Source organism: Mycobacterium sp. 1465703.0 (assembly GCF_001672975.1).
Classification (GTDB): domain Bacteria; phylum Actinomycetota; class Actinomycetes; order Mycobacteriales; family Mycobacteriaceae; genus Mycobacterium.
The window spans coordinates 32,094-51,510 of sequence record NZ_LZKU01000143.1; the positions used below are offsets into that span (position 1 = coordinate 32,094).

Annotated in this window: 20 protein-coding genes; 8 read left to right on the forward strand and 12 right to left on the reverse strand. The window is 65.3% G+C overall.

What is annotated here, in order from left to right:
* Positions 1-35 precede the first annotated feature (35 nt).
* Positions 36-1,577, forward strand: coding sequence for an FAD-dependent monooxygenase (locus tag A5625_RS12730; RefSeq protein ID WP_197516074.1), 1,542 nt, complete (start codon positions 36-38; stop codon positions 1,575-1,577).
* A 65-nt stretch (positions 1,578-1,642) separates the two neighbouring features.
* On the forward strand, positions 1,643-2,620 hold the full coding sequence (locus tag A5625_RS12735) for a hypothetical protein (RefSeq protein WP_066993833.1): 978 nt from the start codon (positions 1,643-1,645) through the stop codon (positions 2,618-2,620).
* Between the two features lie 31 nt (positions 2,621-2,651).
* Here the strand turns inward: A5625_RS12735 and A5625_RS12740 are convergent, their stop codons facing one another.
* Positions 2,652-2,834 carry a hypothetical protein gene (locus A5625_RS12740; RefSeq protein ID WP_066993836.1) on the reverse strand — a complete coding sequence of 61 codons (183 nt, stop codon included), beginning with the start codon at positions 2,832-2,834 and terminating at the stop codon, positions 2,652-2,654.
* A gap of 133 nt (positions 2,835-2,967) precedes the next feature.
* On the opposite strand from A5625_RS12740, the gene zwf reads away from it, so the two are divergent.
* Positions 2,968-4,467, forward strand: coding sequence for a glucose-6-phosphate dehydrogenase (gene zwf, locus A5625_RS12745; RefSeq protein ID WP_066993838.1), 1,500 nt, complete (start codon positions 2,968-2,970; stop codon positions 4,465-4,467).
* A gap of 31 nt (positions 4,468-4,498) precedes the next feature.
* Here the strand turns inward: zwf and A5625_RS12750 are convergent, their stop codons facing one another.
* Positions 4,499-5,422, reverse strand: coding sequence for a class I SAM-dependent methyltransferase (locus tag A5625_RS12750; RefSeq protein WP_066993841.1), 924 nt, complete (start codon positions 5,420-5,422; stop codon positions 4,499-4,501).
* A gap of 187 nt (positions 5,423-5,609) precedes the next feature.
* On the opposite strand from A5625_RS12750, the gene A5625_RS12755 reads away from it, so the two are divergent.
* On the forward strand, positions 5,610-6,488 hold the full coding sequence (locus A5625_RS12755; protein WP_066993844.1) for a CoA ester lyase: 879 nt from the start codon (positions 5,610-5,612) through the stop codon (positions 6,486-6,488).
* A 113-nt stretch (positions 6,489-6,601) separates the two neighbouring features.
* Entirely contained in the window at positions 6,602-7,834 is a 1,233-nt protein-coding gene (locus A5625_RS12760) for an osmoprotectant NAGGN system M42 family peptidase (RefSeq protein ID WP_066993847.1), read from the forward strand.
* Positions 7,835-7,839: 5 nt separating this feature from the next.
* On the opposite strand, the gene A5625_RS12765 is transcribed toward A5625_RS12760, so the two are convergent.
* The 3 genes from A5625_RS12765 to A5625_RS12775 form a co-directional block, all read right to left on the reverse strand.
* Positions 7,840-9,297: an aldehyde dehydrogenase gene (locus A5625_RS12765; RefSeq protein WP_066993850.1), complete on the reverse strand. Its 1,458-nt coding sequence runs from the start codon at positions 9,295-9,297 to the stop codon at positions 7,840-7,842.
* Between the two features lie 92 nt (positions 9,298-9,389).
* Positions 9,390-10,157, reverse strand: coding sequence for a class I SAM-dependent methyltransferase (locus A5625_RS12770; RefSeq protein WP_066993853.1), 768 nt, complete (start codon positions 10,155-10,157; stop codon positions 9,390-9,392).
* 51 nt (positions 10,158-10,208) lie between these two features.
* The gene (locus tag A5625_RS12775; RefSeq protein WP_066993856.1) at positions 10,209-10,892 is read right to left on the reverse strand and encodes a GAP family protein; all 684 of its coding nucleotides are present in this window, start codon (positions 10,890-10,892) and stop codon (positions 10,209-10,211) included.
* 289 nt (positions 10,893-11,181) lie between these two features.
* On the opposite strand from A5625_RS12775, the gene A5625_RS12785 reads away from it, so the two are divergent.
* On the forward strand, positions 11,182-11,649 hold the full coding sequence (locus tag A5625_RS12785; RefSeq protein ID WP_066993862.1) for a lipocalin-like domain-containing protein: 468 nt from the start codon (positions 11,182-11,184) through the stop codon (positions 11,647-11,649).
* 56 nt (positions 11,650-11,705) lie between these two features.
* Complete coding sequence (locus A5625_RS12790) at positions 11,706-12,467, forward strand: SDR family NAD(P)-dependent oxidoreductase (RefSeq protein ID WP_066993865.1); 762 nt, start codon at positions 11,706-11,708, stop codon at positions 12,465-12,467.
* Between the two features lie 14 nt (positions 12,468-12,481).
* Here the strand turns inward: A5625_RS12790 and A5625_RS12795 are convergent, their stop codons facing one another.
* The gene (locus tag A5625_RS12795; protein ID WP_066993868.1) at positions 12,482-13,135 is read right to left on the reverse strand and encodes a heme oxygenase (biliverdin-producing); all 654 of its coding nucleotides are present in this window, start codon (positions 13,133-13,135) and stop codon (positions 12,482-12,484) included.
* Positions 13,136-13,492: 357 nt separating this feature from the next.
* Here A5625_RS12795 and A5625_RS12800 point away from each other — a divergent pair, with 357 nt between their 5' ends.
* Positions 13,493-13,936, forward strand: a complete 444-nt coding sequence (locus A5625_RS12800) for a nuclear transport factor 2 family protein (RefSeq protein ID WP_066993872.1) — start codon at positions 13,493-13,495, stop codon at positions 13,934-13,936.
* Positions 13,937-13,966: 30 nt separating this feature from the next.
* On the opposite strand, the gene A5625_RS12805 is transcribed toward A5625_RS12800, so the two are convergent.
* The 6 genes from A5625_RS12805 to A5625_RS12830 all read right to left on the reverse strand — a co-directional run bounded on the left by A5625_RS12805 (position 13,967) and on the right by A5625_RS12830 (position 19,307).
* On the reverse strand, positions 13,967-14,509 hold the full coding sequence (locus A5625_RS12805) for an FKBP-type peptidyl-prolyl cis-trans isomerase (protein ID WP_232003641.1): 543 nt from the start codon (positions 14,507-14,509) through the stop codon (positions 13,967-13,969).
* 60 nt (positions 14,510-14,569) lie between these two features.
* A complete protein-coding gene (locus A5625_RS12810; RefSeq protein ID WP_066993878.1) occupies positions 14,570-14,881 on the reverse strand; it encodes a DUF732 domain-containing protein in 312 nt (103 codons plus the stop codon).
* 172 nt (positions 14,882-15,053) lie between these two features.
* Positions 15,054-16,244 carry a serine hydrolase domain-containing protein gene (locus tag A5625_RS12815; protein WP_066993881.1) on the reverse strand — a complete coding sequence of 397 codons (1,191 nt, stop codon included), beginning with the start codon at positions 16,242-16,244 and terminating at the stop codon, positions 15,054-15,056.
* Positions 16,241-17,704 (reverse strand): biotin carboxylase, encoded by a 1,464-nt coding sequence (locus A5625_RS12820; protein ID WP_066993885.1) that lies wholly within the window; start codon positions 17,702-17,704, stop codon positions 16,241-16,243. The genes A5625_RS12815 and A5625_RS12820 overlap by 4 nt, the downstream gene beginning before the upstream one ends.
* 410 nt (positions 17,705-18,114) lie before the next feature.
* Positions 18,115-18,609, reverse strand: coding sequence for an SRPBCC family protein (locus A5625_RS12825; protein ID WP_066993888.1), 495 nt, complete (start codon positions 18,607-18,609; stop codon positions 18,115-18,117).
* The gene (locus tag A5625_RS12830) at positions 18,606-19,307 is read right to left on the reverse strand and encodes a DUF899 family protein (RefSeq protein ID WP_066993943.1); all 702 of its coding nucleotides are present in this window, start codon (positions 19,305-19,307) and stop codon (positions 18,606-18,608) included. Before A5625_RS12830 ends, A5625_RS12825 begins: the two co-directional genes overlap by 4 nt.
* Between the last annotated feature and the right edge of the window lie 110 nt (positions 19,308-19,417).

Below are 19,417 nucleotides of genomic sequence, written 5' to 3' on the forward strand. Positions count from 1 at the left end.
CCGCAGCGAGAATTCAGACGGATCGGGGTGGTGAAGTGGGTGTCTTGCGGACATCGGAGAAGTCGCGCGGCGAGATCGCGCATACGGTGCTCGTCGCCGGAGGCGGCCCGACCGGGCTGATGCTCGCGGGCGAGTTGGCGCTGGCCGGGGTCGACGTCGCCATCGTCGAACGGCGGGCCAACCAAAACCTGATCGGTGCTCGCGCCGGCGGTCTGCATGCCCGCACCATCGAAGTCCTCGACCAGCGCGGCATCGCCGACCGGTTTTTGTCCCGGGGCCAGGTGGCACAGGTCGCCGGCTACTCCCAGATTCGGCTGGACATCAGCGACTTTCCCACTCGGCACCCCTACGGACTCGCGTTGTGGCAGAACGAGATCGAACGCATTCTGGCCGACTGGATCAGCGAGCTCGGGGCGCGCATTTATCGCGGCAACGAGGTGACGACCCTCGCCCAGGACGATGCCGGCGTCGAGGTCGGCCTGGGCGACGGGCAGGTGATGCGGGGGCAGTATCTGGTCGGGTGCGATGGAGGACGCAGTGCCGTACGCAAGGCGGCCGGAATCGATTTTCCGGGCTGGGACGCGACGACCAGCTATCTGCTGGCCGAGGTCCAAATGGCTTTGGACACTGGGCAATCCCCGCAGTGGGGGATCCGCCACGATGCGCTCGGCGTCCATGCCCTGTCCGCCGAAAAAGACGGCGGACCGGTGCGGGTCATGGTCACCGAGCGGCACCTCGGAGCGGCCGCCGAACCCACACTGAGTGACTTGAGTGAGGCACTCATCGCCGTCTATCAAACCGACTACGGAATCCACAGCCCCACTTGGATTTCCCGGTTCACCGACGCGGCGCGACAGGCCGCAGCCTATCGCCGCGGGCGGGTTTTACTCGCCGGCGACGCAGCACATGTCCACCACCCGGTGGGCGGACAGGGCCTCAACACCGGCGTACAGGATGCGGTGAACCTGGGGTGGAAGCTGGCCCAGGTGGTCAACACGACATCACCCGACAGCCTGCTCGACAGCTATCACGCCGAACGGCATCCAGTCGGGCAGCGGGTACTGCGCCATTCGATGTCCCAAATGGCGCTGCTGCGTCCCGACGACCGCACCAAGGCACTGCGCGACACCATGTCCGAGCTTCTCGCCATGGACGAACCTCGCACCTGCTTCGCCGCGATGATGTCGGGCCTGGATATCCATTACGACCTGGGCGACGGGCATCCGCTGCTGGGCCGCCGCATGCCCGACCTAGACCTCGTCACACCCGATGGTTCGCTTCGGGTGTTCGCGTTGCTGCGAGACGCCCGCCCGGTGCTTCTCAATTTCGGCGAGGCCGGCTGCATCGACATCGGGCCGTGGGCGGAGCGGGTACGGGTAGTCGACGCGAAACATGTTGAGCAGTGCGTGCTTCCGGTGCTGGGCGCGGTCGCCGCACCGCCGGCGGTGTTGATCCGGCCGGACGGACACGTCGCGTGGGTGGGCGCCCGTACTGACCCCGCGCTGCGCGAGGCCCTCCAAACGTGGTTCGGGCCGCCGACGGTGACTCGAGGCCGATGCGCGCGCCGGCAAAGGTGACTTGTACTGGTGGGTGCAGGGTGTAACGTGCGTGTTCGCTGTTCAAGAGCAGGAAGCGCACGACCGTGGACATGCCAACCGACCAACCACCGGCACCGCCTACGGACTGGGCCGAGGTCCAATCCCTGCTCCGGCCCGTGCTGCGCCCGCAAAGCTACGTCAACCAGCTGGTCAACGACGGGGCTCAATTCTGGGTCCGCCCGGTGTTCCCGTTCATCAACGAAATGGTTGTGGTCGACCTGCCCACCGTGCGGAGCTTGGTCACCCCGGCCGAAACGAACGCTTGGAGCATCACCGGTGACCAGGCCTTCGCGGTCGCCAGGAAGAACCTTTCCGCTCGTCAGCAGGCCCTCGATCCGGGCGAGAAGATCCTGATGAAGGACGCCGACGGCGGCACTTACGTCGATTCGATGATCTTGGCCACCGGGTGGCTTGGTTCGCTGGCGGTGGCGGGCGGTCCTCGCCCGCTGGTGTTCTTCCCCGGCGACGGTGTATTACTGCTGGGCACCGACGCTCCCGACCAAGCCGCGGAACTCTTCGAGGTCGCCGAGCAGCTGTACCTCCATGCCGAGCAGCCGATCTCGCCACAGGGCTACACCATCAACGGCAGCATCATCGCGCCGGTCGATCAGGCCGGACCCCACCCGGTGCGGGACTTGGCGCTGAGGGCTCGAACACTTTTGTGCACAACGGAATACCGCCATCAGACCGAGTTTCTGCGACAGCACTATGGGCGCGAGCGATTCCCGCAATACGTCGGCGATGCGCAGGTGATCGAAGCGGCGTGGGGCCAGCGCAGCACAGCGATATGGAGGCAGGGAGTCGCCTGCGAGTTGCCCCAGACCGACTACGTGACGTTTTTGGTCGGTGACCCGTCGGATGTGTCCGACACATTCACCGTGCCTTTCCCGACGGTCGTCGACGCGCTGGGCATCCTGCCCGTCACGGGCATCAATCCGGTTCGGTACCGCGCCGACGAATGGCCGACACCCGAGCTGCTGGCGACGCTGAAGGCGCACGCCGTCGACCTACCGAGCGAATGACGGCGTACACCCGGGTCGGGGCGGCGGCCCGCTAGTCCGGCGGCTCGTTAGCCGCGCCGCGGACGGCCGCTTGTTCCCGGTCGGTGCGGTTGCCGGGGGTGCCTTCGGCTTCGCTTTCCTCGGTAACCTTCTCCTCGAGCTGATCGACGATGTTTTCCAGCTCCTGCGCGCGGCTCAGCGGGTCTTTGTCGGGTTTGGTCATTTCGCTTTCCATGGGCGTGGGTGGGGACGGGCCCCGGCGCCGGGAACCCGTCGCTATTCCATACCCGATCGCGCGTTCGCTAACCAGATCCGGCCGGCTGTCGAAGGACGAGACACAGCGCCGTGGCGATGGAAGTATCGCAAGGGTGGCTACCGAGAAACCTCAGACCATCGCTTACCCCGCTGCGGACGGCCGCCCCCGTCGCCACCATTCCGACCCGCTCGACCCGCACGTCATCGTCCTGTTCGGGGCGACGGGCGATCTGGCGAAACGAAAGCTGATTCCCGGTCTGGCCTATTTGGACCAGTCCGAATTGGCGCCCGATATTCAGATCGTCGCTACGTCGCTGGAAGACCTGAGTCAAGACGAATTCCGCGATCTCGCCAAGGAGGCGATCGATTCCTTCGGCACGCACAAGCTCTCGTCCGAACAGTGGTCGAACTTCGCCAAGATCGTGACCTATGTCCCGCAGGGCGCCGGACCCGAGGCGCTGGCCGACGCGGTGGCGCAGGCCGAGGACAACCTGGGGCCCGACGTCCGGCGATTGCACTACCTGTCGGTGCCGCCCAAGGCGGCACGCGAGGTGATCACCATGTTGCGCGATGCCAAGCTGGTCGAACGCTCGCGGGTGGTCATGGAGAAACCGTTCGGCACCGACCTGGCCAGCGCGGTGGCGCTGAACGACTTCGTGCACGAAACCTTCGAGGAATCGCAGATTTTCCGCATCGACCACTTCTTGGGCAAAGAGGCCGCGCAGAACATTTTGGCGTTCCGCTTTGCCAACGGTCTATTCGAGCCGATCTGGAACCGCAATTTCATCGACCATATCCAGATCGACATTCCCGAGGCCCTGGGCCTGGACCAGCGGGCGAACTTTTACGAGGAGACCGGCGCCTATAAGGACATGGTGGTGACCCACCTGTTCCAGGTCATGGCGTTCGTGGTGATGGAGCCGCCGACGGCGCTGGAACCCTTTGCCATCAGCGAAGAGAAGAACAAGGTGTTCCGGTCGATGCTGCCGGTCAAGCCTTCGAATGTGGTTCGTGGTCAATACAACGGCTACCGCGAAGAAGACGGGGTGGCAAAGGATTCCGACACCGAGACCTTCATCGCCCTCAAGGTCGGCATCGACAATTGGCGATGGGCCGGGGTGCCCATCTACCTGCGCACCGGCAAGAAGATGGCCGAAGGCATCCGCGTCATCTCGATCGCGTTCAAAGAGGCTCCGCGAACGATGTTTCCGCCCGGATCCGGGGTGGGGACCCAGGGTCCCGACCACCTCACGTTCGACCTTGCCGACAACTCGAAGGTCTCGCTGTCCTTCTACGGCAAGCGGCCCGGTCCCGGCATGAAGCTGGACAAGCTGTCCATGCAATTCTCCTCGCAGGAGATCGACACCGTGGTCGACGTGCTGGAAGCCTACGAACGTCTCATTCTCGATGCGATGCGGGGCGACCACACGCTGTTCAATACGGCCGAGGGCATCGAATCATTGTGGGAGCGTTCCGAAGACCTCCTCACCGATCCGCCCCCGGCCAAGCTGTATCAGCCGGGTACATGGGGCCCCAACGCCATTCACCAATTGATCGCACCCAATGCGTGGCGGCTGCCGTTCGAGCGGGAGTGGCGCGAAGCCCGGTCCTAGCAGCAGCCCGGCATCAGCGGTCACGCCGGGATCAGCTCAATTCGGCACTGAGATAACTGATTGCGTGACGGAATTCCTTGAGGATTTCGTGGTCGGGCACCACGAATCCGTAGTCGGCGTAGACCTGTTCGGTGGGGTGGCGGGTGACGTTCCAGCCGGTCGCGGCCAGGTGGTCAGCGGCTGGACGGCGATCCCCCAGCCAGACCAGCTCGCCGACGTCAATGTCCAGCCCGTGCTGACGCCAGGTGTTGCGCATCGCCCGAGCCCGTTCGTCGGTGAATACGCTCATATCGGTGATGTTCTCGGTGGCCAGCCGGCTGCCCGCGGCGCTGAGCGCGGTGATGTTGTCCAGCAGCCGGTCCTGGGCTTCGGGCGGTAGATAGGGCAGCAGGCCTTCAGCGATCCAGGCGGTGGGGGAGCTGGTGTCAAACCCACTGTCGCGCAGGGCTGTTGGCCAATCATCGCGCAGATCGATAGCGACCGTCCGGCGCTCGGCGGTCGGTTCGGCACCGATCTGGGCGAGCGTGTCGGTCTTGAAGGCGATGACCTGAGGCTGGTCGACCTCGAAGACCACGGTGCCCGAAGGCCACGACAACCGATAGGCCCGCGCGTCGAGGCCGGCGGCCAAGATGACCGCCTGCCGGATTCCGGCGGCGGTGGCGGCGCCGAAGAAATCGTCGAAAAACCGGGTCCGCACGGTCATCTGCTCGCGCCGCTGCTGCAGCGTCGTCGGCATGTCGTCGCTCTCGAGTGGAATGTCGCCATCCAGCATCCGGATGAAGAAGGGGTGCCCGACCGCTCGCACCAACGGCTCGGCAAACCGGTCATCAAGCAGTGGATCTGGCTCGCGGGAAGCCAGCGCTCGGGAGGCCGCCACCATGGTGGCGGTCGCCCCCACGCTGGAGGCCAGGTCCCAGCTGTCGCCCTCGCTGCGCGCCGAGCCAAGTGATGACATTCGTTTTCCCCTTCACAGATTCCGTCCGCCGCGTCGGCCAGTTCGCCCACCGGGCCCTTCGCCACCCGCGGCTACCCCACCGGTACCGAAGGGTACTTTCTGCCTATGCCGCGCGCACCACGCATTCGTCGTGCCCGCATGTGGCGCCCATCCCCGCTGAGCTCGACGACAGGAAGTGAACCACTCCATGCCGACCCTGCGCCCGCGCCGATCCGCTCTGTATCTGCCCGGCAACAAGCCCCGCGCGCTGGAGAAGGGTAAAACGCTGCCGGCGGACGTGCTGATATTCGACCTCGAGGATGCCGTCGGGCCCGACGCGAAGGCCGAGTCGCGGGCGACGGTGTGCGACGCGATCTCGTCGGAGAGCTACCGGCCCCGCGAGATCGTGGTGCGCATCAACGGCTTGGACACCGACTGGCACGATGACGATTTGGCGGCCGTGGCCGGATCGAGCGCCGACGGCGTGCTGGTGCCGAAAGTTGAGACAGGGCAACAGGTTCAAGCGCTGGCCGACTCACTCGACGCACTGGGAGCACCGAAGTCGTTGCAGCTGTGGGTGATGGTGGAAACGCCGCGGGCCTTTCTGCGCGCCGAGGAGGTCGCGTCGGCCAGCGACCGCCTGGCCGGCTTGGTGGTGGGCACTAACGACCTGGTCAACGAGCTGCACGGGCTACACGTCGCCGGGCGCGCGCCCGCGCTGCCGGCCCTGGGCCTGGCCCTGTTGGGAGCGAGGGCGGCCGGCAAGGTCATCTTGGATGGCGTGTTCAACGACATCACCGACGAGGAAGCATTCCGGGCCGAGGCCCGGCAGGGCCGCGAAATGGGATTCGACGGCAAGACCTTGATCCACCCGTCGCAGATCACTCCAGCCAATGAGCTGTTCGGTCCGTCACAGAAGGAGGTGTCCGACGCCCGCAAGATCGTCTCGGCCTACGAGCAGGCGCAGGCCGCGGGTACCAGCGTGATCACCGTCGATGGCCGCATGATCGAGAGCCTGCATGTCCGCGATGCCCAGCGAATACTCACCCTCGCCGATTTGATTGCGGAGAAGCAATCCGCTTCCTAGGGCAGGGGCGATGTCGGGCGCCCGCGGCGGTGCACGACGAGCGCCCGCGACGGGCGTTCGGTGTCGGCCACACGGTAGGTTGAACGCGTTCCGACGACTCGAGAGGAGATGACGTGGGCCGAACCGCGGGCATGGCCGAGGCCGACCGCACGTGGATGATCGACACGCTGCTCGCGCTGTTGCAGACCCCGAGCCCGGCCGGACGCACGGACGCCGTGATGCAGGTGATCGGCGACATCTTCGATCACTTCGGGGTGCCATTCACGTTGACCCGGCGCGGAGCGCTGACGGCCGAACTCCCGGGCGAGTCCGCGACCACCGATCGGGCAGTAGTGGTCCACTCCGACACCATCGGCTGCATGGTCCGTGAGCTCAAGGACAACGGGCGTCTGGAAATTGTTCCGGTGGGCACGTTTTCGGCGCGGTTCGCCGCCGGTGCGCGGGTGCGCATCTTCATCGACGATCCTGACGAGTTCATCACCGGCACGGTCATGCCCCTCAAGGCGAGTGGGCATGCGTTCGGGGACGGCATCGACACGCAGCCCACCAACTGGGAGCACGTCGAGGTTCGCATCGACCGCAAGGTGTCGACGCGGGAGGACCTGGTTCGGCTCGGCTTGCAAGTGGGTGACTTCGTCGCGTTGATCACCAGCCCCGAGCTCACCGCCGACGGTTTCATCGTTTCGCGTCACCTGGACGGGAAGGCGGGCGTTGCGATCGCGCTCGCCCTGGCGAAGAACTTCTCCGAGAACAAAGTGGTTCTGCCACACCGCACCACGATCTTGGTCACCATCACCGAGGAGGTCGGCCACGGAGCAAGCCACGGCCTGCCCGCCGACGTCGCCGAGCTCGTTTCGGTGGACAACGCAGTGTGCGCCCCCGGCCAGCATTCCCTCGAGGACGGCGTGACTATTCCGATGGCCGATATGCACGGCCCGTTCGACTACCACCTGACGCGCAAACTCTGCCGGCTCGCCCAGGAGCAGGGAATCAAGTACGCCCGCGACATTTTTCGTTATTACCGATCCGACGCCGCGGCGGCTATCGAGGCCGGGGCCAACACCCGGGCCGCGCTGGTCGGCTTCGGACTCGACGGCAGTCACGGCTGGGAACGGACCCACATCGATTCGCTGGAGGCCGCCTACAACCTGCTGCACTGCTGGCTGCAGACACCGTTGACGTTCGCCAAGTGGGACGCCAAGCCATCGGGCAAGCTCGAGGACTTCCCGTCGGCGGAGCAGCCCGCGCCCAGCGAGCGGTGGGTGCCGCTGTCTCGCGGCGATTACGAAAGTCCCGGCGAAGCGTCGCCCGGGACGGTCTGGCCGCCGGAGGGGCCCCAGGCCTGAGGCAGCTACATCTGCGCCCAGACGATCTTCGTCTGTAGGTAGGTCTCGATGCCGGCCTTGCCGGATTCGTGGCCCCAACCGGATTGCTTGTAGCCACCGAATGGCATGGAGTGGTCGTACGGAAAGGCACAGTTGAGTCCGACGGTTCCGGCCTTGAGCCGCTTGGCCAGCCGGTGCGACCGGCCGAGGTCCTTGGTCCACACCGTGGCGGCCAGCCCGTAGGTGCTGTTGTTCGCCAAGTCGACGGCCTCGTCCTCGTCGTCGAACGGAACGATCGTGACGACCGGGCCGAAGATCTCCTCCTGAAACAGCCGGCTGGTGTCGGGGTCGACGTTGGTGACGACGGTGGGGTGCACGAAGTAGCCCTTGCGGTTGAGCCGGTGCCCGCCGGTGACGATCTCGGCGCCATCGGACCTGCCTTGCTCGAGGTAACCCAGCACCCGATCGAGTTGCTTCTGGCTGATCAGCGGACCGCTCATGGTGCCCTCTTCTTTGGGGCCGCCCATCTTCATCGCATTCGCGACCATTGCCATGCCTTCGACCACCTGGTCGTAGACACCGCGCTGCACCAGGATGCGGGAACCGCACACGCAGGCCTGCCCGGAGTGGACGAAGGTGCCGAACGCCGACATCGGGATCGCCTTCTTCAATTTCGCGTCGTCGAAGATCAGCACCGGAGACTTGCCCCCGAGTTCCAGAGTGACTTTGTTGAGGTTGCTGTCGGCCGAGGCGTGCACGATGGCGCGGCCGACCTCGGTCGAGCCGGTGAAGGCGACCTTTTCGACGTCGGGGTGCGCGGTGATCGCCGCGCCGACGGTGTGCCCGTACCCGTTGACCAGGTTGGCCACCCCGTCGGGGACTCCGGCCTCGGCCAGCAGGCGCATCAGCATGTGGGCTGAAAGTGGTGTCTCCTCAGCGGGTTTGACCACGCTGTTACAGCCGGCCGCCAGCGCCGGCGCGAGCTTGGCGCAGAAATTGAAGACCGGGCCGTTCCACGGGAAGATGAGCCCCACCACGTCGTAGGGTTCGCGCACGGTGTAGGTGTGCATGTGCGAGTCGACGCCGGTCAGGCCGCCGGTGTTCACGTCGCGCGCGATGCCGTCGATCTTGGTACACCAGCCGGCGTAATAGCGGAACCATTCGGCGCCGATTTTCACCTGCATTGCCGCTTGAGCGGGATACATTCCGGCATTGAGCATTTCGAGTTCGGCGAGTAGCTCGGCGTTCTCGTCGATCAGGTCGGCGACCCGCCACAGGATCTTGGCTCGTTCGTAGTCGGGCTTTCCGGACCAGATCCCGGACTCGGCACTGGCTTTCGCACGGGCCACCGCCTCGTTGACCGCTTCGGTGCCACAGTCGGTGAAGTGGCTGATCTGTTCCTCGGTGGAGGGGTCGAAGATCGGAATCACGTCACCGGTACCGGGACGTTCGCGTACCTCGTCCAACACGGATTGCACCGACATGCGCTTCCTCCTGACGTGAATGCCGCAGAAGTTACGCGGTTAACCCCACGCTGTCTACGACATCCGGAAGAAAGCGCGGAAGCGAGGCTCCCTTACCGGCCGCGGGCGATCCGATCGGCGCGCCAGCACCGGGACTGCATGGGAATGTCGATCGCCTCGGCGCCGGGGAACCGCTCCGCCAGAACCGCGCGGGCATTGTCGAGTCGCCGTGCGCGGTCATCCGGAGAGGCGATGATCACCCGGCTGTACGTCCCGACCATCGCAACGACATCGGCGATTCGCATGGTCCGCACGAACTCGAACGTCTCGCGGGCAATGTTGTGGAAGATCTGTGGATCGGGCAGCACGACGTTCTCGTGACGCCGGCGGAACCGGTCGGGTGCATCCGCCTCGGCCGTGTCGTCGCCGGGCGCCAGGTCGAGGTCGCGGACCCAGTCCACATCGCGATCCCGACTGGTCCAGATCAGCCCGAACCGCCCGCCGTCACGCAGGACCCGGCCGATCTCCGGGACGGCGCGTTCGGGATCCATCCAGTGCCAGGCCGACGAAACGAACACCGCATCCGCGGAATGGTCGGGGAGGGGGATCGCCTCACCGGTGCCCGCCACGGCACGAACCTCGGGGGACCGCTCGGAAAGCACCGCACGCATCCGCGCATCGGGCTCCACCGCGACGACCTGTGCGGCCCTGCCGACAAGCGTTCGGGTGAACAGTCCGGTGCCCGCACCCACGTCGACCGCCACGTCGCAGTCGGAGGGCAGCAACCAGTCCACCGCCTGCTGCGGGGCCTGGGGTCGCAGCCCGTCGTAATCCTCGGCGATGGAGCCGAAGGACATTGCTCGCTCTTGACGATTAGTCACACGCGACAAGGTAATCCAGCTCGCTGTGCATGACATGAGAAGTTTGGTGCATCACCAGAGTGCGCTGTGATTGACCAGTGCGTCGGCGATGAGTCCAACCCCGAAAACCAGGAACAACAGTCGCACCGACATCGGGCCGTAGCGGGTGAGCGCACGCACGATCCTGCGCTGAATGCGTTTGGCTCGCATGGTCTTCCTCATCGACAACGCGAGAATCAGCATCGGCGGCGAGAGAGCGATCGCCCAGTAGACGATGATGGCCAACGGCCACAACGGCGGTCGTGGGTGCAGCGCGGCGAGCATCGCCAAGCCGGTGAGGTAGGGCACGGCCGTGGGAGCCTGGCCACTGCCCACCGCCAGCCCCAGGAATCCGAGCAGCCATGGACGTTCTCGCATGGCCGCCAAGGCCCAGCCGGGTGCCGAGGATTGTGCGGTCAACGGGAAGTAAGCCAGACCGACCAGCACGATGCCCACCAGCAGTTCACCGCGAAACCGAGTCGCCGGCGTGAGGTGAAAGTCGAATACCTGGCTGAGGAAGTCGATGCCCAACACCGTGCACACGCCGAAAGTGGTCGTCACCGCGAACACGCCCGCCACGTAACTCAGGGCACCGGGAAGTGGTGACCGACGACCGAGCCGGCTGTCGAAGATGACGGCCGAAACTACCCCCACGTTGAGCACATTGAGCGAGTCGAGAAACGCCAGGCCGGCCAGCGCCAGGACCGTAGCCGCCATGTGCCAGTACCGGCCCTAGCGCCCGGATCTACCGGCTGCCCGCGGCGAGCGGCGCACCGACCACGGCGAAACGATCCAAGCGGCGATCATGCTGCAGACAATAGTTCGGGTGCGAACTTGTCGGCGGATGATGGCCGTTCTCCGCGGCTGTAGCGCGTTCACCTCTCCCGACGCAGGGGCCGATGTCGTTGGCGCAGGTGATGAACGGCATTATCGATGCGTCGGCGACGCGCGGATTTAATGTCGCGGGAGTCAAACGGTGATAACACATCACGGAGGGGTGGCGAGGATGACCACACTTACCGCGCAGGGGCTACGTGAATACCTGGTCGGGGCTTGGGCGTTGGAGTCCTACCAGAGCTCCGACGTGGATGGTTCAAACGTGCGTCACCCGCTGGGAACCGACGCCCGCGGAATCATCATGTACACCGCGGACGGCTGCATGTCCGCCCAGATCATGCGCGCCGACCGCGCGCCGGTTGCCCGCGGCGATCTTCAGCTCGCGGACAACGACGAATTGGCGGCGGCGGCCAGGGGATATCTGGCCTACGCCGGACCGTACAGCGTTCTCGACGACGGCGTTATCGCCCACCACGTAGACGTCAGCCTGCTGCCCAACTGGATCGGCGGAACACAATACCGTGCAGCGCAAGTCGGCGATGACCGCTTGCAGCTCGGCCCCGCCGAGCCCGTGCTGATCAAAGGCAAGCTCCGCAACGGACGCCTGATCTGGCGGCGGGCGAAACCGGCCAAATAGCCCGTTGCGCAGCGGGACTCACCAGGCTTTAGCCGCGTCGACCTCAGGAGAACGCAATGGGATTGCTCGACCATAAAACGGCGGTCATCACCGGCGCCAATTCTGGCATCGGGCTGGCCACCGCGCAGCGGTTCCTTGACGAAGGCGCCCGCCGGGTATTCATCACCGGCCGACGCCAGGCCGAACTCGACCATGCCGCAAAGCAATTGGGGCCCCGCGCTACTGCCGTGCCCGGCGATGTCGGATCACCGGCGGACCTGGACCGGCTGTACGCCGAAGTCGCGGCCGCCGGGAATAACCTCGACATCGTGATGGCCAACGCCGGATCGACGAGGGTGGCACGGCTGGGGGAGATTACCGACGACGACCTCGACGTGCTGCTGACCACCAACGTCAAGGGAGTCGTCCACACCGTTCAGAAAGCGCTGCCGCTGCTCAACGACGGCGCCTCGATCATCCTGACCGGCTCCACCACCGCCGACCGCGGGCGCGCCGGGCTGAGTATCTACGCCGCCACCAAGGCGGCCGTCCGATCACTGGCCCGGGCCTGGGCGAGTGAACTCGCCGACCGCAACATCCGAGTCAACGTCATCGTGGCCGGATCCACCGCCACTCCGGGAAGCGACACACTGGCCGCGCAGACCGATCCCGATGCTTCGGTCGACGAGTTCCGGGCGGGACGCATCGCCACGATTCCGCTGGGCCGCTTCGCCGATCCGACCGAGATCGCCAATGCTGCAGTGTTTTTGGCCAGCGATCTGTCCAGCTTCAGCACTGGATCCACGGTGACCGCCGACGGCGGCTTCAACCAAGTCTGACGGAGCCGATGAGCTCAGTGCTGATGATCCGCGACGTTGTCGGCCAGTTCATCGAAGATTGCTTGGTTCAGGCCGAAGGCGGTTTTCACCTCGCCGACTATCCGATCGATTTCGGCGGCGTCGGTGCGAAGCTCATCAAGACGTTTGCGGTAGGCATCTTTATATGGTTTGGGCCGCACCGGAAATTCGTAGAACGCAAGACCGGCGCCGCGAAGGTCATACGTGCGATCCATGATTTTGCCGATGCCCCGGCCTCCGGAGAGGTCCCCGAGATAGCGCGTGTAGTGGTGGGCCACCAGTTCACCACCCCAGCTGAGGGCATCGAGCCGCTGCGCGTAGGCCGCAGCGGCGGGGGAGTCGACGTCGCGTGCGGCACCGTCGGGCAGCCAATAATCGAGATCGGCATCGATAGCCGTCAGGCGCTCCAACGCGGGGTCGTAGACCGCCGCGACCATCGAGTCGTCACGGCGGCCCCGCACGGCCTTCTCCAGGGCGGCGTAGACCACGCGCAGCCGCAGCAAGTAGGCCGAATAGCCAGCCGCCCCGATCCGGCCCGCCAGCAGTTCGGACATGAAGGGGCTCTGCTCGGCGGCGTCGTGTTCGGCCGCCGAGCCCTCCTTCATCGCGACCGACAGACGGCGGCTGGTTGAGACGGCGACCGGGCACATGACCTGCTCAGATTACATTGGTGATCGCGAAGGCGGTGGTTACCGCAGCCGATGCAATCAGAGCCGGCGCGCGAGTGATGCTGGCGGGGGAAGTTTCTTGAGCGCGTGGGGAAATCGGTGCGGGCAAGTCTGCCCGGAGTGCGAACCGCGGCTGACCTGGTCCAGAGTGGCGGCACACATCTGGACGCCGATGGCGTCGGGCCATACCGACGACGACGTCCCCATCATCACGCTGCACCGCCCCTGACCTGTCGCGACCCGGCTGCTATTTCAATCGAAGGGCGCCTAATCCGCCGGCGGCCATCTACAGTTCGACAGATAGCGATTGGATTGCGATAACACCTAGAGGACAGTGCGATGGCGAAAAGCATTGCGGCCAAAAATGACAACGAAAAGCTCGTGCTCGATTTCGTACATGCCGCTTACGGCCAGAGCATGGACATCGACGCGATGACCGCGCTCATGGCCGAGGACTTTGTTTGGCAACTCCATGTGCCGCTGTCGCCGGTCGTTCGGGGACGTGACGCCGCGCGCGCAGAACTCGAGAAGCACAAAAACTTGTCCACGGGCATGATCGAGGGCAGCGAAATCCGCACGATTGTCTCCGACGGCGACACCGTTGTCGTTGAGCGCGTCGACGTGAACGCCATGAACGGCGTCGCCGTGACGTTCCATGTCACGGCGCAGTTCGAGGTTCGCGACGGTGCGATCACCCACTGGCGAGAGTATTGGGACACCTCTCACGTCGCTCAACAGCTCGGCATCGATCCCGCGCTCATGTTCGCGCCGTTGGGCAATTGACCAGCGGCACAAGGGATGTGGCGGGCCGAATCAGCCGGCGGCGCTGAGGATCTTGATCGCGAAAACCAGCGAGTCGCCTGGCTGGATTCCCGCGCTGGGCTGCCCTTCGGGATAGCCGTCGGCAGGAACCATGGCGACGGCGACCGTGGACCCGACCTTTTGGCCGGCGATGGCCTTCTGGAAGCCCGGCACCACTCCGGTAAGCGGGAAGTCGACCGGCGCGCCGCGCTGGTAGCTGCTGTCGAACACCGACCCGTCGCGTCCGTTGACGCCCATGTAGCACACGGAGACCTTGGCGATGTTCGAGACCACCGGTCCATCTCCGGCGTGCAGCGTGTGCACCTGGGTCTGGCTCACGCTGAAGGGTGCGGTCACGTTCACCAGCGGGGCCGTCGTGTCCGTGGATCCGGTCACCGCGACGCTGCCGGTGGTACCGCTCAGTGTCCAGTCCGGCGTTCCACCGTTCTGCGGCGCCGCGGTTGGGCACGAACCGGCCGCGGTGGCCGTGCCCGCTCCGGTGAGCGTCATAACGGTTGCCGCGGCAGAAGCGGCGAGCGCGACGGCGGAATACATCCAGGAAGACTTCACGGCCGTCACGGTACAGCCACTCAACGCGTTGCTCGCCGGGGGTCCTCAGGTGCAAAGGCTGGGGGCGTCGCAGACATTGCCGGGGCAATAAATCGAGTGGGCGGCGTTGACCAGGCTTCCGACGTCCAACAATGTCACGCCCTTGGTGTCCAACCGGGCGTGCAGGTCGTCGGCGATCTGTTGCGGCGTCCAACCCCAGGTGAGGTCGTAGCACACGTCATGCGCCTCGGCGATCAGCGCCTCGTCGGTCTTCGGCGGCCAGGTGAGACCGGCGGCGCGCAGTTGCGCGAGGTAGGCGTCATCTTGCGGGGTGGCCGCGGCGACGCCGGCGGTGGCGACCAGCGCAGCGGCAGCCATGAGGGGCAAGGCAAGCACGGCCGGCCAACGAGGTGAGGGCATTCGATTCCCTTCTGATCTCCGTGGCGCGATTCAAGGCCGCCAAAAGTGTGCTGATGCAACGCAGAGGCACATGCAGAATAGCCAACGTTTTACAAAGCGGCTCGTCGAAATTCTCGGCTAGGCGGGCGGGCTAACCAGTGATGCCGGCCCATTCGCGTGCCACCGCATCGAATGCGCGCAGCGTGTCCGACAGCGTCTGCGGATCCTGCGAGTCGGGCTGGGTGGACAACTTGGCCGCGACCACTTCCGCGGCGCGGTTGACGTAGATCATCTGTCCGCACATGCCTTGGCACAACACGACATTGCTGCCCGGGTAGGGGAACCACACTTGGTTGCGGTACATCCCGCCGGGCATTTGGTTGTCGTCAGGGCTGTCCGCGAACGCCTGGCGTGAGTCGGGACCGCCGTCGAGAGTGTCGGCGATCCACGCCGCCGGCACCACCTGCTCACCAGTCAACGAGACACCGTCGTGCAAGAACAGCACCCCGAACCGGATCATGTCGGTCAGACAAGCGTTGATGCCGCCGTCGAAGAATCCGGTGCCGTCCGCGTCCACGCCGATGGTGGCTTCGCACTGGGCACCGATGCGGCTCCACACCAGTTCCGACATCAGTTCCGGCATCCGCCGGTCACCCGCGACCTCGCAGACCCAGCCGACCACGTCGGTTTCACACGAGCGATATTGAAACGGGCCGCCATGAGCCGACTTCTGCCGCAAGGTCAGCAGGAACTCACGCAGCGTGGACGGGACGTCGGGGCCGCTCCTGGGTGCCCACCCCATCGCCTGGTCGAGAACGTGTATGTGCGCGGTCGGGTGCAGGTAATCGTCTGAGAAGTCGATACCCGATCTCATGTCCAGCAGGTGGCGCACCGTCGCGCCGGCGTAGCCGCAGTTGTCCAGCGCGGGAACGTATTTCGTAACCGGCGCATCAAGCTCGATCGCACCTGCCCCGTGCAGCGCACCCACCACGGCAGCAACCAGCGACTTGCTCACCGAGAACAGCAGGTGCCGGGTCTGGGGCCCCATGCCGTCGAAGTACTCCTCGGCCACCATCGACCCGCGGTGGGCGACGGCCCATCCGTCGGTACCGGTGCCCGCCATCACCGCGCCGACGGTGGTGAGTGCCCCGTCGGTGGCTGTCACGGGGATATCGGCGATCGGAGCAGCGACTGCGGGCAACTCCGCGACCGGCCCGGTCCCGCGTGAGATCACCGCGGTCGGCACGAAGTCTTCGACGTGTTGAAATGACCAATGCGAATATGGCTCGGAGAGCCAGTTGTCCAGTGAGATACCGGCTGGGACGCTGCGGCCGCTGCTCACGCTCGTGCGACGAGCCGCGAGACGATTGGCGCGGCGGGCGCCAGCGGCGTTGAAATGAACTTCGCCTTCATGCCCTTGACCCATCGCCGGCAGCGGTCGGTGAGCTGGTAGTCATCACTTTGCAGGTGGCCGCGGGTGACCAGCACGCCGAGTTGTGCGCCCTCCGAGCGCAAGTCGCCAGGCGCCGCGACCCGCATATAGAAGGCCTCCGACCCGTCGAGCAGCGTGGCCCAGTCATTGGCGGACCGCGCGAACGAGACACGCCCGTCGTCGTCGATGCGCCATACCCCGGTGCGTGGTGTCGCGGTGAAGAGCTCGACGCCGGGCGAGGTTTCGGTGATGATCACCTGTCCCCACACCTCGTCCTCGCCGTACCCCCGCTCCCAGCGCGCGTTGATCTCATCGATGTCCAGCTCGTACTCCACGTCCATGTACTCGAGCAGATGAAAGAGGAACAACGGCATGTCGGCGTAGGCCTCAGTCGTCAGGTTCGTCATCGGGCTGGCGCCGGACAGCCTCGGGTTCACCTCGCCCAGGTAGAGCTCGTTGGAGTCGAGGTCATGCAGGAGGTCCACCTCGAAGTAACCGCGGTAACCCTCACGGCGCATGACGTCGCCGAGCTTTCGCACCATTTCTCGCGCGGCATGCGTCTGCTCGGGTGGCAGCACCTCGCGCCAGATGTCATTGCCGCACCAGCTGCCTCGGTGCGGAGTCAGCTCCGTATAACCGACCAGACTCGTCATCGCGGGGCCGATCACGGTGCCGTGCCGGGTCACGGCACCCTCGAGGCACACCTCGACATTGCGGATGCGCTTCATCACCTTGACTTCTTGGTGCGCGGTCAGGTCACCGGCATGCTGGTCCCAGTCGCGCGGGCCGTGCACGAAGAACGTCCCGCTGCCGGCGTTGCCGTACGGGATCGAGACGACGAGGTCGTCCCCCAATTCGGCATTGTGGGCAAGCGCCAACAGCTCGTCGTAGGAGCCGGCCCGCCCGATCACGTGCGGCACGCTCGGTACGCCCGCCTCGTCGGCGAGGCGGGTCATGACGGTCTTCGAGCCCAGTCGCTTACGCAGTTCCGCCGGCGGATGCATGATCTCGAGGCCTGCCTGACGCGCCAGGGCCTGAGTCTCTTCCTCCAGCATTACGAAGCAGGCCTTGCCCCCGGGGCCTCGGCCGGCGATGAACTCGAGCGTCTCGGGATCCGACAGAAGGTGATTGCACACATCGCCCATGGACTCAAAATCAAGGCGGTCACGTCGCCGAGGCACGAACACGCGCGAATGCGTGCCCTCGAACGAGTCAAAGTAGGTCAGGTAGAAGAAGTTCTGTATCCAGCGGTCGATGCCCAGCAGGTTGAATGGCGTCGGCGAGATGAAGTACAGCGGCACGGTGTTGGTGTGAAAGAACGCGCGTACCTCCGAGAGACCGTTCAACCGGCGGCGCGGCTCGGGCGCCATCACGCCGACCGCGGTGACGCCGACGCCTGAATCCGGCGCTGGGATTGCGGCGGCTGCAGAGGCGGTGCGGTCAGCGCGATGGCGATGAAATGACGTACCTCCATTTGACAAGTGTGCGCCCTGTCGGTGCCCGTGTCGAAGGCTGGAACAACTCCGACGCCGACGGGTAACGCGACAGTGCAGCCCGCGCTGTGGCTGCGGTGTTTGGCTATATCATTGCGCCACAGCAGATTTAATGCCTGCAAGCGAACTTCCAGATCGACCAGATACGGTCTGTCCTCGCTGCGTCATGCGTGAGGGCTCCGTTGGGGTCAATCAACGCCGCGCCGAAGTAACGCAGAACTGGATCGACCGGATCCGCCGTACTCCGACGGACGGGACACCGGTCCGAAATCCGTTGGGGCAGAGACTTATCGGCGTTCTGGTATGCCAGCCTGCGCCGATCGCTCCAGAGCCGCCAGCGACGCGACGAGGTAATCCTCAGCGAAAATGGGCATCGCTCCAACGCGGTCCCGAAAAGTCTGCGGCGTGCCGCTCCAGTCGTAAGTGAGGGTGACATCCGTGCGTTCACCGTTCGGAGTGAGATCGTAACGCCAGAACCAACCCCCGGGGGTGTGGTGGCCGGCCTCATCCAGCACCCCGGGCATCCAACCAATGGCACGGTCCTTCTCGAACACATTGACCAGGTTGTATGTGACGTAGTCGCCGCCCGCCTGAGTGAGGTACATATTCATCGCGAACATCTGTCCCGCCCCGGTAATCGGAGCAGCGTCCACCGCGCTACGCACCCAATCGGTGGGTTCGGTGTTCTGGTGGCGGGACGGATCGACGAGCACAGCGAAAATCTCGGCCGCAGAGGCGGCGATGGTGCGGGTGACGACGTAACGTTCGGCGGTGGCGTTCATGATTGGTCCTCACTCGGTCCATATGCGGCTGCGATGGCGGGGGAGTCGAGCCATCCGGAGTAGGTGGGCCGCGAGGGCCAACCCGCGGGCGAATCGAGCCATTCCTCTTGGCGGCCCCACGGCAGTATGTCGATCAGCCCGAAGGAGTGGCTGAGTTGCTCGGTGCCTCGCCCGTTCGTATGCCACGTTCGGTAGACGGTGTCGCGGACACGTAAGAACACGTTGACGGCGAAGCCGCCGCCGGGCGGCGCGTCCATGTCGGCACCGAACGTGCTCGCCGACGACGAGTACCAGTCCATGCGGTTGCCGGTCTTGTGCTTGTAGGCGAGCGCTTCCTGGATCGGTCCGTTGGTGACGATGACAAAGCGGGCGTCGTAGTTGTCGAGGAACTCCAGTCGGGTGAACTGGGACGTGAAGCCCGTGCACCCACCGCACTGCCACTCTGCGCCGTCGGACCACATGTGGTGGTAGACGATTAGCTGTGAGTGGCCGTCGAACACATCGACCAAGCGGATGGGGCCGGCCGCACCGATCAAGGTGTAGTCGGCCAATTCGACCATCGGCAGACGCCGCCGCTGGGCCGCTATCGCATCCAATTCCCGGGTGGCGGCCTTCTCACGTTTGCGCAGTTCGTCGAGCGCGGCGCGCCAGGTTTGGCGATCGACGACCGGCGGCAGAGCCGTGTATTGGGCGTGCATAGGATCCACCTTCGCTCTCGATTGGTTCACCTGGAAGGTCTGACCGAAGAAGTCTCCGGAATTCATCGGACACCACGGCCTCCGCACAACTATTCGCCACTCGCACGATG